Consider the following 15,030-nt stretch of genomic DNA (forward strand, 5'->3'; position numbering starts at 1 on the left):
CCACTTCTACGGCTCAACTGGCCGGATTTGCGATTCGTTCTTATAGCTCTGATAAGGCAGTAATCGACTTGGCCTTTAAGGGAGACAACGGGGCGTTTGTTTCCATCCCTGTTCCCCTCCAGTGGCATGCCGGCGATTGGAAGATCATTGTCCCAGCAACCGGTAGTACCGGCGCGGGCCAGATTCCAGATATCAGCGGCTATGTCCCGTGGGCCGGTGTGTAATGGCTTGCACTGGCTGGGACTTCTTTAATCCGGGCTGCCAGGTTGGCCAAGTCGTCCAAGACGCTGCCGGGGATGCCATCAAGAACATGGCCAAAGCCATTGCTGATGCGGTGGGACAGACTGTCAAGACTCTGGGTACGTTCTGGGTCAACGTCGGCACTCCGAATCTCACTGCCTCGCCTGGAGGAAGCACTGCGAGCGATCCCGTTCAGTTCTTGCAGAACAGCTTGTGGTTCTGGACGGCTGCTCTGGCGGTTCTGTCTGTGCTGGTGGGGGCGGCCAAGATGATCATTGAGCGCAGGGGCGCACCAATGCGTGATCTGGGCCGGTCCCTGGCTACTCTCGTTGTCGTATCCGGCGCGGGTGTTGCAGCCGTAGGACTGCTGACCGTTGCGGCCGATCAGTTCTCCGCGTGGATCATCACCAACTCCACCCAAGGAACGTCGTTCAACGACAAGATCGGGACGATGTTGGCACTTTCGTCTACGAGCCCGCTTGGCTCGATCATGATTATTTTGCTGGGCCTAATCGCGATCTTTGCCTCTGTGATCCAGATCGTTCTCATGGTTGTCCGGGGCGGCCTGCTCGTCATTCTGACGGGCATCTTCCCTACAGCGGCTGCCTTCACGAATACGGAGGCAGGCAAGAGCTGGTTCCAGAAGTGCACGGCGTGGCTGATTGCTTTCATTCTCTATAAGCCGGCGGCGGCAATCGTCTACGCAACAGCTTTCAGGCTGGTTGGAACAGACATCTTTGGAGGCGGGGGAGACGGTGCAACGTTCGGCTCTGCCTTATTGGCCACGGTCACAGGGTTGGCATTGATGGTTGTTGCCCTGTTTGCCATGCCGGCCCTGATGCGGTTCGTTACACCGATGGTCGGGGCCGTAGCGTCTGGGGGCGGCGGAATGGCTGCCGGAGCCGTAGGCGGGCTGGCTTCGGGGGCAATCAACATGGGTAGTGCTGGCCGAGGTGGTGGCGGTTCTGCCGGCAGCGTTTCCAACGCTGGTTCCAGCGATTCGTCTGGATCGCAAGGGCCGTCTGGCACTGGTAGCCAGGGCGACGCCGGATCCTCTGGGACGGCCGGCAAGTCTGGCGGTTCCGGGACCAGTGGCGGTGCGCCTGCTGCCTCGGGTGCTGAGGCGTCTTCTGCCGGATCGGCAGGCGGTGGAGCTGCCGCAGCTGGTGGCAGCGGTGCCGCAGCTGGAGGCAGCGGTGCCGCAGCTGGAGGCAGCGGTGCAGCTGCAGGTGGTGCGGCCGCAGCGGCCGGGCCGGCGGGTGTTGCTGTGGCTGCGGGTGTTGAGGTAGGAAAGGCGGCCGCAGGGGCGGCCAAGACCATGAGTGAAGAATCAACAGGGGGTGCCTGACATGGCGGCTATCGAAAATACGTACCGTGAACCGACATACGGCAACTGGCGGCGGCCGCGCAGGGCCGGCATCGGCACACTGGGAGGCTTGGCCACGGCCGGCTTGTTCCTGGGGCTGATCGTTACCGTTATCTGCTTCTTCATCGGCGGCTGGCTGGCCGGTCTGATTGCCTTGATTGTGCTGGGCCTGGCCCTGGCTGTCGTCTCTGTGAACGACAAGCACAACAAGTCATTGGGCGAACGTGCCTTCGGTCGTCTGGCGTTCCACTCGGCCCGCCGTAAGAAGACCAACATCTACCGTTCCGGCCCGCTCGGGCTGACGCCTTGGGGGGAGTTCCAGCTGCCGGGTATCGCGGCCGGCTCAAAGCTGTACGAGTTCCACGACTCCTACGGCCGCCCGTTCGCCTTGATCCACCTTCCGTCAACAGCCCACTACACGGTTGTATTCGGCACGCAGCCTGACGGCGCGTCGCTAGTCGATCCCGAACAGGTGGATGCCTGGGTGGCCAACTGGGGCGGCTGGCTGGCCAGCCTGTCCAATGAGCCCGCTGTGGTGGCTGCGTCCGTCACGGTCGAAACGGCACCGGATTCCGGCGCCCGCCTGCGCCGGGAAGTCGAGTCGAACATTCACGACGATGCCCCGGCGATTGCCAAGGCCATGCTGCGCGAGGCCTTGGAAACGTACCCGCAGGGATCGGCCACGATCCGGGCTTGGGTAGCGCTGACATTCAGCGCCGCTGCCCGGTCCGGTGGTAAGCGCCGCACGGCCGAAGAAATCGCACGGGATCTGGCCTCCCGTCTTCCCGGGTTGACGGAACGCCTCGAATCCACGGGTGCCGGTGCCTGCGCTCCGTTGAATGCTCAGGAGCTCTGCGAGGTGGTACGGGTTGCCTATGATCCGGCGGCCGCCCGCCTCATTGATGAAGCGCACTACCAGGGCACGCCCGTTGACCTGACGTGGGGCGAGGTTGGCCCTTCCGCCCATCAGGCGGACTGGGCCGGGTACCGGCATGACTCCGGGCACTCGGTGTCCTGGACCATGACCGGCGCACCGCGCGGCCACATCCTGTCCTCCGTGCTGGCCCGTCTGGTTGCCCCGCATGCGGAAATCGACCGTAAGCGCGTCACGCTGCTGTACCGACCCATTGAGTCGGGACGGGCGGCCGCCATTGTCGAGTCGGACCAGACAAACGCATTGACCAGGGCATCATCGACGAACCGGCCCACGGCCCGTTCACTCGTGGACGCCCGTGCAGCGCAGGCCACCGCAGCGGAAGAGGCCAAGGGGGCCGGACTGGTCAACTTCGGCATGGTGGTCACGGCCACGGTGCTGTCGGCTCGCGGCTTGGACGATGCAGTGGCCACGGTCGAAGGCAACCTCGGCCCGTCGGCCAGGCTGCTCATGCGCCGCGCCTACGGCTCCCAGGATTCGGCTTTCGCGGCTTCGCTGCCGCTCGGTCTTGTCCTGCCTAAGCATTTGAAGGTTCCCGAAGAGATCCGCGAGGCCATGTGATGTTCGGTAGCAAGACCAAGCACAAGAGGACCACCGCCGGCCCGCGAACGCTATCTGCCGCCGTCGTTCGCCGCCCGGGCTTGCGTGGCTGGCGCGGCCGTGGCCAGGGTGAAGCGGCCTATGTAACGGCCGCCGACGAGTGGCGCGGCACCTCCGTGCAGGTCTGCGGGCTGTGGCCCTTTGTCGGCGGCTCGGGTACACCGATTCTCGGTGTGCCCATTGGTGTCCACACGGACACGGGCGCACCGTTCGGCGGAGACCCCATCAGCTGGTTCATGCACGGGATGATCAACAACCCGTCCATGTTCGTCCTGGGCCTGCCGCACTACGGCAAGTCCACGCTGGTGCGGCATATCGTTCTGGGCCTCGCCGGCCGAAGCATTAACCCCCTGATCCTGGGGGATTTGAAGCCGGACTACGTTGACCTAATCAGGGCAATGGGCGGCCAGGTCATTAGCCTGGGGCCTGGCCGTGGCCACCTGAACGTCCTTGATCCCGGCGAAGCAACGGGCGCGGCCATCCGGCTGCTCACCGCCGCCGAAGAGAACCGGGCCAAGGCCAATCGGACCTCGGATGAGAACGAGAAGAAGCGCCTACTGGGCAAGGCGGCGAAAGCCGAGAAGCTGGCCCAAGAACTCATGGCTGACGCCCACAACCGGCGGCTGAACATGGTGACAGCGCTAATTACGATTGTGCGGAACCAGAAGCCCAGCGCTCACGAAGAATCCATGATCGACCGGGCGCTGCACATCCTGGACGAACGGCTGGACCGGGTGCCGTTGATCGGCGATCTGATCGCGGTCATTAAAGACGCTCCCGACGAGCTGCGCGACATTGCCCTGGATCGTGGCGATATGTCCCGGTACCTGGACGCAACGGACCAGCTGCGCACGTCGCTGTACTCCCTCAACGGCTCGGGCCGGTTCGGAGATATGTTCTCTCAGCCGACGGACCAGCCGATGAACCTCGGCAAGCCGGTTGTCTTCGACCTCTCGGGGATCTCCGATACCCAGCGGGACATTCAGGCAGCCTCGCTGCTGGCCTGCTGGTCCACCGGCTTTGCCACCGTGCAGGTTGCCCATGCCCTGGCCGACGCCGGGCTCGAACCGCGCCGAAACTACTTTGTGGTGATGGATGAGCTTTGGCGGGCGCTGCGCTCAGGCGAAGGCATGGTGGACCGGGTGGACTCCCTGACCCGCCTGAACCGCACAGAAGGCGTGGGGCAGGCCATGATCACTCACACCATGAGCGACTTGGAAGCCCTACCTACCGAGTCCGAACGGATGAAGGCACGCGGATTTGTCGAACGGTCCGGCATGGTGGTCTGCGGGGCGCTGCCCAGCGGTGAGATGGAGAAGCTAAACAAGGCTGTCACACTCTCCCGCGCCGAACAGGCTCGCCTCACTTCATGGGCTGACCCGGGATCGTGGACCGACGTCGGCGGCTCCCGCAAGCGGGTACGGCCCGGGCTCGGAAAGTTCCTCTTCAAAGTCGGCGGCCGCCCCGGCATTCCCGTGGCGTTGAAGCTAACCAGTGTCGAAAAATCGCTCCACGATACAAACAAGCGCTGGCACGACGAAGGGGAAAACTGATGGGTGCACCAAACAGCGGCAAGCGGTCCCAGCTCACCGGTGAGACGATCCTGCTCTGGATCTTCATCACCCTCGTGGTGCTGGGAGTCGGCTCCGTGACCGGGGCCGTGCATCTGGCGTCGCTTCTTGCCGGCGACGGCCAGAAGCTGCCGGTCAACCCGTTCGAGCTGGTCTTGGGTTTGTTCACGCACAAGGTCACCTGGCCGGCGGCCGCCACAGGCGTTCTGATCGCCTTCGGCGTCGTGATCGTGGCCCTGGCCGTCCTGGTGGTCCGCGGCGTGCTGCGCCGCCGTTCCCGGCGTTCCCGCGTGGACGTCGCCGCCCAGCACATGGCCAAAGGCCGGGATCTGCGGGCGCTGAGCCTGCGCGGGGCCACGGCAACGGCCGAGCGCCTGGGCGTCAAAGGATCGCCTGGCGTCCCGGTCGGCAAAACGGTTCTGGGCGGTCAGCTGGTCTACGGCTCCTGGGAAGACATGCACATCGACATCTGGGGGCCACGAACCGGCAAGACGACTTCCCGGGCAATCCCGGCAATCCTGGCCGCCCCGGGCGCTGCCTTGGTGACCTCGAACAAGCGCGATATCGTGGACGGCACGCGCGACGTCCGGGCCGCCGATGGGCCGGTGTGGGTCTTTGATCCGCAGTCCGTGGCCCTCGAGGAACCCAGCTGGTGGTGGAACCCGCTGAGCTACGTCACGGACGAAGTGCGGGCAGCACGCCTGGCTGACCACTTCGCCGCCGGCTCCCGTGGCCCGGACGCCAAGACAGATGCATACTTCGATCCCGCCGGCCAGGATCTTTTGGCCGGCCTCCTGCTCGCGGCCGCTCTGGACGGGCGGCCGATCACGCAGGTTCACACCTGGCTGACTCGGCCGGCGGACGATGAGGCCGTGGACATTCTCAAGGCCCACGGCTTCATCCAGACCTCCAACGCCGTGGGCGGTGTCGTCAACGCGCCCGAGAAGCAGCGCGGCGGCGTCTACGGCACCGCGCTGCAAATGGCGTCCTGCCTCACCAACCGCCAAGTGGCCCGCTGGGTGACTCCGCAGGGCGAGAACGACGAGCGGCCGCAGTTCGATCCGGCCGCGTTCGTCAGGTCCAAGGGCACGCTGTACAGCCTCTCCAAGGAGGGCAAGGGCACCGCCGGCCCTCTGGTGACGGCACTGACCGTGGCCACGGTCGAGGCCGCCGAAGAGCTGGCCGTTTACTCACCTGGCGGCCGGCTGGCCACGCCCATGATCGGCGTCCTGGACGAAGCGGCCAACGTCTGCCGGTGGCGTGAGCTGCCGAACCTGTACAGCCACTACGGATCTCGGGGCATCGTCCTGATGACTATCCTCCAGTCCTGGTCCCAGGGCGTGGAGGTTTGGGGCCGTGATGGGATGCGCAAGCTGTGGAGCGCAGCCAACATCAAGGTTTACGGCGGCGGCGTGGCCGAAGCCGAGTTCCTGAACGAGCTCGCGCAGCTGGTGGGGGAGTACCGGTACTCCAACATGACCAAAAGCCGGTCCAAACAGGGGACTTCCTACAGCCACGACGATGACCGCAAGGAACGCACCCTGGACGTTTCGGACCTGGCCTCGTTCCCTCGGGGCCGTGCAATCATGTTCGCCTCCGGTGCCCCCGCTGCATTGCTGGAAACGGTGCCTTGGATGAGCGGCCCGCATGCAGAAGCAGTGCGGGCGTCAATCGCTGCACACGATCCGGCCAACCGGCCGGCGGCCCCTGCCGGCAACCGGTGGATCACTGCGGGTGCCTCCGATGAGTGAGGGACTGGGGGAGTGGGACGACGAGCTGGAGGACTCCGGAGCTGACGCCACAGAGCCGGCTGGGGACGACGCGGACGCGCCTGAGTTGTTCTATCCGAACGTCGCGGAGTTCGTCAGCGACAAGCTGGCCACCACCTACCGCCGGCAGCTCAACGTACAAGGCGGAGTGACCTGGTGCCCGCAGTGGTGGAAGCACGCGGAAGCGATCAGCCGCCTGGAAGCACTCTGGCGGGCCTGGGAGTTTCTGCGCCTGGACGGAACCACGGGAATGAGCGTGTGGTGGCGCGACCATGCAGACCATCACATGACCGCCCTTCTCTCCACCGACGGACCCTTCAAAGGCTGCACACCCGACGACGGCCACCGCACCAAACTCACACCACTGCCCTGCGACGAACCACCCGCAGGCCTGTTCTAGACAACCAATTTTCGCCGTGGTCGTCATGCTCGATTCGGACGTTCATCAAGCCCGAGCACCCCAGAAAGCAGCTGCTAGACGTGCCGCAGCTCGATCCGTCGCTAACGGTCGTCGTGGAGATCGCGGGTGTCCTCGTGGTCGCCGGCTTCGAGGCCTTGGCGGACCGCAGGAGGAATTCGCCAATGCGAAGTCCCACTAGAGTGATAGGCAAGTAGAAAGGTGGGCCTCCCCGGGGCCTGGCCTTTGGCCTCGTGAGAACCGGAGAGTTTTCCATTCGTGTCTGTTTTGTCGAGCTTTGTGTGGGCGTCGCCCACGTTCTCCATGGCCCATTCGCCAAGTACGGGTCGGAGGCGTTGTGTCCACGATGCTCCGTCGCCTCGAACGCGTTGTGACTCCGCATCGAAAGGCGGGCTCCGATGCCTGAGCTGACCTGGGTTGGCAAAGCCAACGTCATCACTCACCACTTGGACGTGCCTTTCCGCATCCTTGACCGGAAGTACTCATTCGATGAGGGTGGCCAGAAGACGGACGATAACGGGTCGCCGAACATGGTCATCCACGGCGATAATCTCGAAGCTCTCAAGGCGCTGCTCCCGCAGTACGAGGGCCGAATCGATTGCATCTACATCGACCCGCCCTACAACACAGGCAACGAGGGCTGGGTCTACAACGACAACGTCAACGACCCCAGGATCAAGAAGTGGCTGGGCGACGTCGTCGGCAAGGAGGGCGAGGACCTCTCACGCCACGACAAGTGGCTGTGCATGATGTATCCGCGTCTTCGACTGCTCCACAAGCTTCTCGCCCCCACCGGCGTCATCTTCATCTCCATCGATGACAACGAGTTCGCGAGCCTCGGCAAGGTCATGGACGAGATCTTCGGCCCCTCCAACAGGCTCGCCTACGCGCCCGTGCGCTCCGAGCCCAGCGGCGGGAAGGACAAGACCGCCCTGCGCACCGGGCACGAGTACCTCCTGATCTACACCAAGGGCGACCAGAGCATGCTGGCGATGGAGGAGAAGGAGAGCGGAGCGCTCAATCTCCACGACTCGCTCGGGCCGTACAAGAAGGGGCGCGAGCTGCGCAAGTGGGGAGCCACGTCCGACCGCTCCGACAGGCCTACGCTGTGGTTCCCGGTCACTGCTCCGAACGGAACAGTCGTGCTGCCGATCAAGAACGACGGGACCGAGGGGTACTGGCGCTGGGGCAAGGACCATCGCGGGATGGCACAGATTCTCGTGGATCCCGGCTTCGCGCACTGGGAGCTCACGCCGTATGACAAAGGGGTCTCAGTCGACGGCGAGACGGAGCGATGGGTGCCGTACGAGAAGATCCGTGAAATCACGAGCTCGTTCGGATGGAACACGTGGCTTGACGGCTACGGCACGAACGCGGAGGCAACGGCAGTCATCAAGGCGATCTTCGGTTCCAAGAAGTTCGACACGCCTAAGCCGCTCAGCCTGCTCGAATGGCTCGTCGCTCTCAACAGCAACCCCAATGCAATCGTGCTCGACTCGTTCGCGGGGTCGGGGACGACTGCGCAGGCCGTCCTGAACCTCAACAAGAGAGATGGCGGGAACCGCAGCTTCATCCTTGTCGAGCTGGGCGACTACGCAGACGAGGTCACGGCTGAACGAGTGCGCCGCGTGATCAGCGGGTACGCGGGCGCGACCTCTGAGGAGGTAGTGCTGTTCGAGCAGAAGCTGACCTTGGGTGCGCTGAAGAACGCTCCCGAGATCCTGGCCGAAGCGGCGCAGGTCGCCGACGACGCTGATAGCGAGTACACGACGGTGTCCCGTCCCAAGGTGGTCACGAAGGTGGCCGGGAAGATTGGCTCATCCTTCGTGCAGGTAGTCGCCACGCGCACTCGGGACTTCGATGTGTCCGGCACAGGCGGTTCGTTCTCTTACTACGAGCTCGGAGAGCCCCTGCTCGTCGACGGCAATTTGAATGCCTCGGTGCCGGCTGAGCGGATTCGTGACTACATCTGGTTCACCGAGACCCAGACGACGGTGCCAGGGGAGTTTTCAGAGGCGCATCCGTATTTCTTGGGGACCGATCGGCACGTCGCCTATCACTTCATCTACGAAGCCGACGAAGTCACGAATCTGGGCCGCAAGTACATCACCTCCCTGTCTCCCGAGGTGATGTCGGACGCTCTGGTGATTTATGCCGACACCTGCACGCTTAGCGACCGGGAGCTTTCGGGCCTGAACATCACGTTCAAGAAGATCCCGCGCGACATTACGAGGCTGTGAGTCAAGGACCCATTATGGAACTCAAGAAATACCAGAAGCGAGTGATCGGCGACCTCGTTTCCTACCTGGATCACCTGAAACAGACCGACTCGCTTTCCGCGGCGTTCGCGGACTACTGGGCGTCCAAGCAGGTGGCGGTCGGTGCGGGTGGGATTCGCTCTTATCAGAACATCATCGATGGGGTGCCTCACGTCTGCTACAAGGTGCCAACCGGCGGGGGTAAGACCCTGCTGGCGTGCGCGTCGGTGCGGCCGATCCTCGACGCGCTGCCGATTCGCAAGCNCGAAGGCCGTGGTATGGCTGGTGCCCTCGGATGCGATCCTCACGCAGACCCTCGCTGCGCTCAAGGACCCCAGCCACCTGTACCGCCACCAGCTGAACCTGGACTTCGGCTCTCGCGTCGAGGTGTACTCGAAGAAGGAACTGCTGGCGGGGCAGAACTTCAACCCGGCGACGGTCGCCGAGCAGCTCACGGTGATGGTGCTCTCGTACGACTCTTTCCGCTCGGCGAGCAAGGAGGGTCGCAAGGCCTTCCAGGCCAACGGTGCGTTGGAGCCATTCCGAACCGCTCTCGGCCCGGCACAGGTGACGATCGACGACGCCGACGAGACCGCGTTGTTCCAGGTCATCAACCAGCTCGAGCCCCTAGTTATCGTGGACGAATCGCACCATGCACGCAGCGATCTCTCCAAGGAGATGCTGCGCAACTTCAATCCCTCGTTCGTGCTGGACCTGACGGCGACCCCGAAGACCGAGTCCAACATCATCGCCTACGTGGACGCGTTGGCCCTCAAGGCCGAGCACATGGTGAAGCTGCCTGTCGTGGTCTACAACAAGGCGTCGCAGACTGAGGTCATCACTGACGCCATCGACATTCGTCGAGTCCTGGAGCAGGCCGCTGCCGCCGAGCTCGAGGCAGGCGGCGAGTACATCCGACCCATAGTGCTGTTCCAGGCGCAGCCCAGGACTTCGGAGGACGCAACGTCCTTCGAGAAGCTTCGTGCCAAGCTGATCGACGCTGGTGTGCCTCACGACCAGATCGCCATTAAGACGGCCAGCATCGACGAGCTGAAGAGCGTCGACCTCCTCAGTGATTTGTGTCCGATCCGGTTCATCATCACCGTCAACGCCCTCAAGGAGGGCTGGGACTGCCCATTCGCGTACGTGCTCGCGTCCCTGGCCAACAAGACCAGCCAGGTTGACGTCGAGCAGATCCTCGGGCGCGTCCTTCGTCAGCCCCACACCAAGCACCACGCGAACGGTTTGCTCAACACCTCTTATGTCCTGACGTCGTCGAACGACTTCCGATCCACCATCGACAACGTGGTCGCCGGGTTGAACGCGGCGGGATTCACCGCCCGCGACTACCGCGTGGCGGACCAGTTGCCCGTGGACGAAGCGGCTCAGCCCACGCCGCCCACGCCGACTGCATCGCCCACATCGGACGAGGTGGGCGTTCCCTCGGGAGAGCCTGGCACGGCGGAGGAGGAGTTCCTGGAGTTCGATGTCGAGGCCGTCTCGGAGCGAATCGGAACCGACGAAGCAGATGTGGTGCCGACGTCCGTTGAGGACATGGTGCGCGTCGCCGAAAAGGCTGGCGACGACTACGAACGCAAGGCGGAAGACGCGCTGGCGACGGCGTCCGAGAATTCGCTGCCAACGGATTTGGAGGACAAGGTGCCCCACTACGCGATAAGCCCAGCCCATTCGGACCAGGCCCTCGCGCTGCGGCTCCCGAGGTTCTACGTCGAGACCGACGACCTGTTCGTCTCTTTCGAAGGCGAGTCCGCGGTGCCGCTGTCGCCTGCGGGTCTGACGGAGGGGTTCAGCCTCAACGGCCGTGACTCCAACGTGGACCTCGCCCACGCCGCCGAGCAGATCGTGACCGTGGATGTGCGCACAGGCGATGGGGACAGGCCCAAGGCGTTCATCATGAACGCGCGGCAGCAGCAGGAGCTCCGCAAGCACTTCGACTCGCTGCCGATGGAGAGCCGAGTGCGCGAATGCCGCGACATGATCTTCAGTTTCCTCGATAAGAAGAACTACAACGCGATCCTCTCGGAGGACTTGAGGCGCTACGTGCATCGGGTCGTGGAGAACCTGGATGGCGCACAGCTCAAGGTCCTCGAGACGTCTCCGCACGCGGCGGCGGCTCGCATCCGCGCGAAGATCGATGGATTCCTTGTGGAGCACCGCATGGCCGTGTTCGAAGCAGGGCTGGACGATGAATCGATCGGTGTTCGCTCGACCTATCAGCTCCCGGAACGCATCTCGCTCACCGAGCCCAACACCTCGGTCGGCGGATCGCTGTACGAGGCCGAAGCGAGCATGAACGGTGAGGAGCGCGACCTCATCATGAAGGTCGCCGCGTTGGACAACGTGGCCTGGTGGCACCGGGTCGTCGAACGAGCGCCTAATGCGTTCTGCATCAATGGGCCCATGAACCACTACCCGGACTTCATCGTGTGCACCAAGGGCGGCAAGATCGTCCTGGTCGAGTCCAAGGGCGAGATGCTCAAGAACGATGACTCCCGCGCCAAGATCAGACTCGGTGAGAAGTGGGCGAACGCCGCGGGCGGGATGTACCGCTACTACATGGTCTTCCAGGACGATGTGCAGCCCTTGGAAGGCGCATTCACATCATCTGACTTCCTAAGCCGTCTGGGACGCCTGTAACGCACATCGGGGATACTGTCTGAGACAAACGAAGAACCTCGACCAGTCAATTCGGTGAGACAAGTCCGACTTACGTGAGAAAGATGGGCGGACTAGTCTGCCGTCCACTGCTGACGCACTGGCGATGCGACAACGCCAGCGCGGCGCTACGTAGCAGTAGGAGGGGCCGGCACCATGTGATGCCGGCCCCTCCTACTGTTCTCTGGTTCTAGCGACTCATGCCCTTCTGCAAGAGCTTTGTCTGGCCGTTGGCTCCACGCGTCTTGCGGGCCTTCGGGCTGCGCTCTGGTGCGGTGACAACGGCTGCGCTGGGCGGGGTGCCCTGGTCCTGGTCGGCGCTAAGCCGTGCCTGGACCGCCTCGCGGTCGGCCACGCCCTCCAGACTGGCGGCCAGCTCCTGCCGGCGCTCGGCCGAGTCGTACCTGATGCCTGCTTCTTCGCCCATCGCCTCGGGCCGCTGGTTCTCTTCGGTCACGTCCTGTTCGCGGTCCTGGTCCTCCCGGGCGGCCTCAGCCAGAAGCTGTGTAGCCTGGCTGTTCTCATCACCGCCGGTGCTGCGCTCCTTCTCTGCCTGTTCGCGGTCCCGTTCGGCCTTCGCCAGGGCAGCGGCCACCGACGCGTCGTCGGCGCCCAGGTTGTCCACGTCCAGGCCGTAGCGGCGTTGCACCTGGTCCCGGATCGCCTCGCCCGCGCTGCGCGCCGCCGGGTCGTGATCCTTCCACGCGGTGGCTGTCTGGTGCACCCTCTCGACGTCGTGGCCGCTGGCCGTGTCCCACCAGCGGTTGTCCATCACCGGGGCGAGCTGTGCACGGGCTGCTGCGCGCTCTGCGTCGAACCGGGCCTCCAGCTCACGGGCTTGCTGTTCCTCGGCCGCTTGGGCGCGGCGCAGGGCCTGCTCGCGTGCCCTGGCCACCTGCTCACCGAGCCGGCCGGCGACAGTCAGTCCGACGCGTGACATTCCCTCGATAGCCTCTTCGATGCCGTCAGATTCACTCATGGTTCCCCCTCCTGGTGTTATCTCTCAATGTCCGGGCGGGTGGTCCCGCCTCGGGTGGTTGCGTGGGTGCGTGCCTGTTCGTACTTCGGCGGCAGCACTGAGCTGGCGGAGCGTGCCGGTGTCTGGCCGGCCGCGCTCGTCCGCGCAGCCTCAGCTGCCTCGTCGTCTACCGCCGGCACTGATACGGGGACGCTCGGCAGCGCGGCTGCCACTTGGCTCAGCTGGTTCTTCACCAGGTCACTGATCTGGCGTGCCCTGCGCAGGTCGTTGGACGCCTTGTGCATGTCGTGGACGGCCTTCGCCACGTTCAGCAGCTGGCGCAGCATGATCGCTTGCGCGGCCGTTCCGGCGCCTCCCATGGTGGCCGCCATGAGAACCAAAGACGCGCCGCGGGCAGACGGACCGACGCTGCGGACCGGCCGGGCCGGGTAACGCCGCAGCTGTGCCGTCTTGGACAATTCGTCGGCCGCAGCTGCCAGCGGTCCCGGTGTCGCTTCCGTGGCTGTTGACCAGGCTGCGAACGCGCCGGACGTCTCCCGGGCGACCTGCGCCCAGGTCGCGTGGTCGTCCATCGGGACAGCTCGCAAGCTCTCACGCAGCCGCGCGACTTCGTTGCTGTACTGCTCCCATATCTGGGGATCTGGTTCGTGCGCCTCACGGCCAACGTTGACGGGCCGCCGGCCACGTGCGGCTGCTCCCCATTCGGCTACAGCTTCGCCCGCCATCTCGGGACTGTTGGTCCACGCTCCGCGTAGTCGCGGAAGGGTCAAGTCCTTGGCCAGGTGGCCACCGCCGAACCACACGGGCCGGCCCCCCTTGGGCGGACGTTCGGCAACAGAGTAGCCAACCACGACGTCATCACGTCCAGCTGCGTAACGCGGTTTGATCATGGCACCGGTACGGCGGAACCGGCGCACAAACTCCGCCTCATCCTGTGCGGCAGTGGCACAGGCCCGGACCTTGCGGGCCAGTGAACGGCGCTCCGGTTCCGGTGCTCCTCGTCGTTCTGCTGCTTCGCGTTCGCCCGGGCGCAACCCGCGCATGGCGTAGACCGGCGACAGCTCTTCCAGACCGTACTTCTGCTCCAAAGAGCGCGCGCTTTCCTGCGCCCTTTTGAAGTCGAGGTGGCTGCTCCATTTGGTGCCGTCTTCGCGCACCATGGAAGCGGCAATATGGATGTGGTCATTGCCGGCCTTGCTGTGTCCGTGGCGGATTGCCACCCACGAGACCGGGGCCTTGCCGCTGGCCTCCGTGAATCCCATTTCGTCCATGAAGTCGTTGGCAATCTCTGCCCACTTCTGGTCGGTCAGGTCGCCTTCCTCGGCGCGCAGGCTCAGGGAGCAATGCCATACGTGACCGCCCTTGACGTCCACTCCGAGAACGTTCTTCGCCTGGTCGAGCTGGTGCGCGATCGACAGGGCCGCGTCCCGGTTCAGCTGGTCGTCGTTATGCCACGCCATGATCGGCGCGGAACCTGTCACCAGGTGCGGGTCGGTGTGTTCGTTGGCACGGCCAGGCCCTGCCAAGTACACGAGCAGTCCGGCCATGCGGTCACCCTTGGTGATGTTCGGAATCATCAGCCGGCCAACCCGTCGATGATGCCGTTCATGCGGTCCGCAATTGCGCGGACGCGGCCCACGGCCACACGGGCTTCCTCGGGAAACTCGTCGGTGGCGTTGGCATGCTTCGCGAGCTGGTTCACGTTGTTGGACAGTGCCGCCAGGTAGCGGCGGGCTGCCATGAACTCAGTAGCCAGGGCGCGCCGCTCCGCCAGTGAATCGGAGGACTGCGCGTAAAGTGCGGCGCTGACCAGGATCTCTGAGGGGCTGCGCCCGGTCTGTTCTTCCAGTACGTAAAGGCGGGTCCGCTCCTGTTCCGACATGGAGACGCGCACGTACTGGGTTTCACCGTCGATGTTCGCACGGCGACGACGGTTCAAGCGACGGCTGGAACTCTGTTCCTCAGCCATTGCAGTACCGCCCTTCCATGCCCAGCGCAGCGCCCCGGATTCTCCGGGATCACACATCCAGTGTGACGCATCCTCGGCACGATGTCGAGGATCAAGCACACTTATGGCACATAAGTGTATAGCTTGCTCCGTCCGGTGATCCGACGCGAATAAAGTCCACCTTCGTGGACCGCGAGGGCACGGCTCCGCCATGCTGCGTCCTTTCGGTATCTCTGGCGGGCTGAAAACCCGCTCCGCTAGACTGAGTGCC

10 protein-coding genes and 1 pseudogene are annotated in these 15,030 nt (G+C 64.3%); 8 read left to right on the plus strand and 3 right to left on the minus strand.

Translation table 11 applies throughout. The features are described 5' to 3' along the window. The 8 genes and pseudogenes from K789_RS26135 to K789_RS22685 all read left to right on the plus strand — a co-directional run. Positions 1-224, plus strand: a pseudogene (locus K789_RS26135) (hypothetical protein); the annotation flags it as partial. Beyond that, the gene (locus K789_RS24520; RefSeq protein ID WP_035739455.1) at positions 224-1,588 is read left to right on the plus strand and encodes a hypothetical protein; all 1,365 of its coding nucleotides are present in this window, start codon (positions 224-226) and stop codon (positions 1,586-1,588) included. The pseudogene K789_RS26135 and the gene K789_RS24520, both read left to right, overlap by 1 nt. A 1-nt stretch (position 1,589) precedes the next feature. Next, positions 1,590-3,101 carry an SCO6880 family protein gene (locus K789_RS0108665; RefSeq protein ID WP_024366414.1) on the plus strand — a complete coding sequence of 504 codons (1,512 nt, stop codon included), beginning with the start codon at positions 1,590-1,592 and terminating at the stop codon, positions 3,099-3,101. Continuing rightward, positions 3,101-4,693: an ATP/GTP-binding protein gene (locus K789_RS0108670; RefSeq protein WP_024366415.1), complete on the plus strand. Its 1,593-nt coding sequence runs from the start codon at positions 3,101-3,103 to the stop codon at positions 4,691-4,693. Before K789_RS0108665 ends, K789_RS0108670 begins: the two co-directional genes overlap by 1 nt. Next, positions 4,693-6,462, plus strand: a complete 1,770-nt coding sequence (locus K789_RS0108675; RefSeq protein ID WP_024366416.1) for a type IV secretory system conjugative DNA transfer family protein — start codon at positions 4,693-4,695, stop codon at positions 6,460-6,462. The genes K789_RS0108670 and K789_RS0108675 overlap by 1 nt, the downstream gene beginning before the upstream one ends. Further along, positions 6,455-6,880 carry a DUF4913 domain-containing protein gene (locus K789_RS0108680; RefSeq protein ID WP_024366417.1) on the plus strand — a complete coding sequence of 142 codons (426 nt, stop codon included), beginning with the start codon at positions 6,455-6,457 and terminating at the stop codon, positions 6,878-6,880. Before K789_RS0108675 ends, K789_RS0108680 begins: the two co-directional genes overlap by 8 nt. Positions 6,881-7,296: 416 nt before the next feature. Next, positions 7,297-9,138, plus strand: coding sequence for a site-specific DNA-methyltransferase (locus tag K789_RS0108690; protein WP_024366418.1), 1,842 nt, complete (start codon positions 7,297-7,299; stop codon positions 9,136-9,138). Positions 9,139-9,441: 303 nt separating this feature from the next. Then, positions 9,442-11,814, plus strand: a complete 2,373-nt coding sequence (locus K789_RS22685; RefSeq protein ID WP_237739553.1) for a DEAD/DEAH box helicase family protein — start codon at positions 9,442-9,444, stop codon at positions 11,812-11,814. Between the two features lie 208 nt (positions 11,815-12,022). On the opposite strand, the gene K789_RS0108700 is transcribed toward K789_RS22685, so the two are convergent. The 3 genes from K789_RS0108700 to mobC are packed head-to-tail and all read right to left on the minus strand — an operon-like array spanning position 12,023 to position 14,750. Further along, a complete protein-coding gene (locus K789_RS0108700; protein ID WP_024366419.1) occupies positions 12,023-12,811 on the minus strand; it encodes a hypothetical protein in 789 nt (262 codons plus the stop codon). Between the two features lie 17 nt (positions 12,812-12,828). Then, entirely contained in the window at positions 12,829-14,388 is a 1,560-nt protein-coding gene (locus K789_RS0108705) for a relaxase/mobilization nuclease domain-containing protein (protein ID WP_024366420.1), read from the minus strand. Then, a complete protein-coding gene (gene mobC, locus K789_RS0108710; RefSeq protein ID WP_237739554.1) occupies positions 14,388-14,750 on the minus strand; it encodes a plasmid mobilization relaxosome protein MobC in 363 nt (120 codons plus the stop codon). The genes K789_RS0108705 and mobC overlap by 1 nt, the downstream gene beginning before the upstream one ends. Positions 14,751-15,030: the final 280 nt, after the last annotated feature.

It is taken from the genome of Arthrobacter sp. TB 26 (assembly GCF_000427315.1).
Taxonomy (GTDB): domain Bacteria; phylum Actinomycetota; class Actinomycetes; order Actinomycetales; family Micrococcaceae; genus Arthrobacter.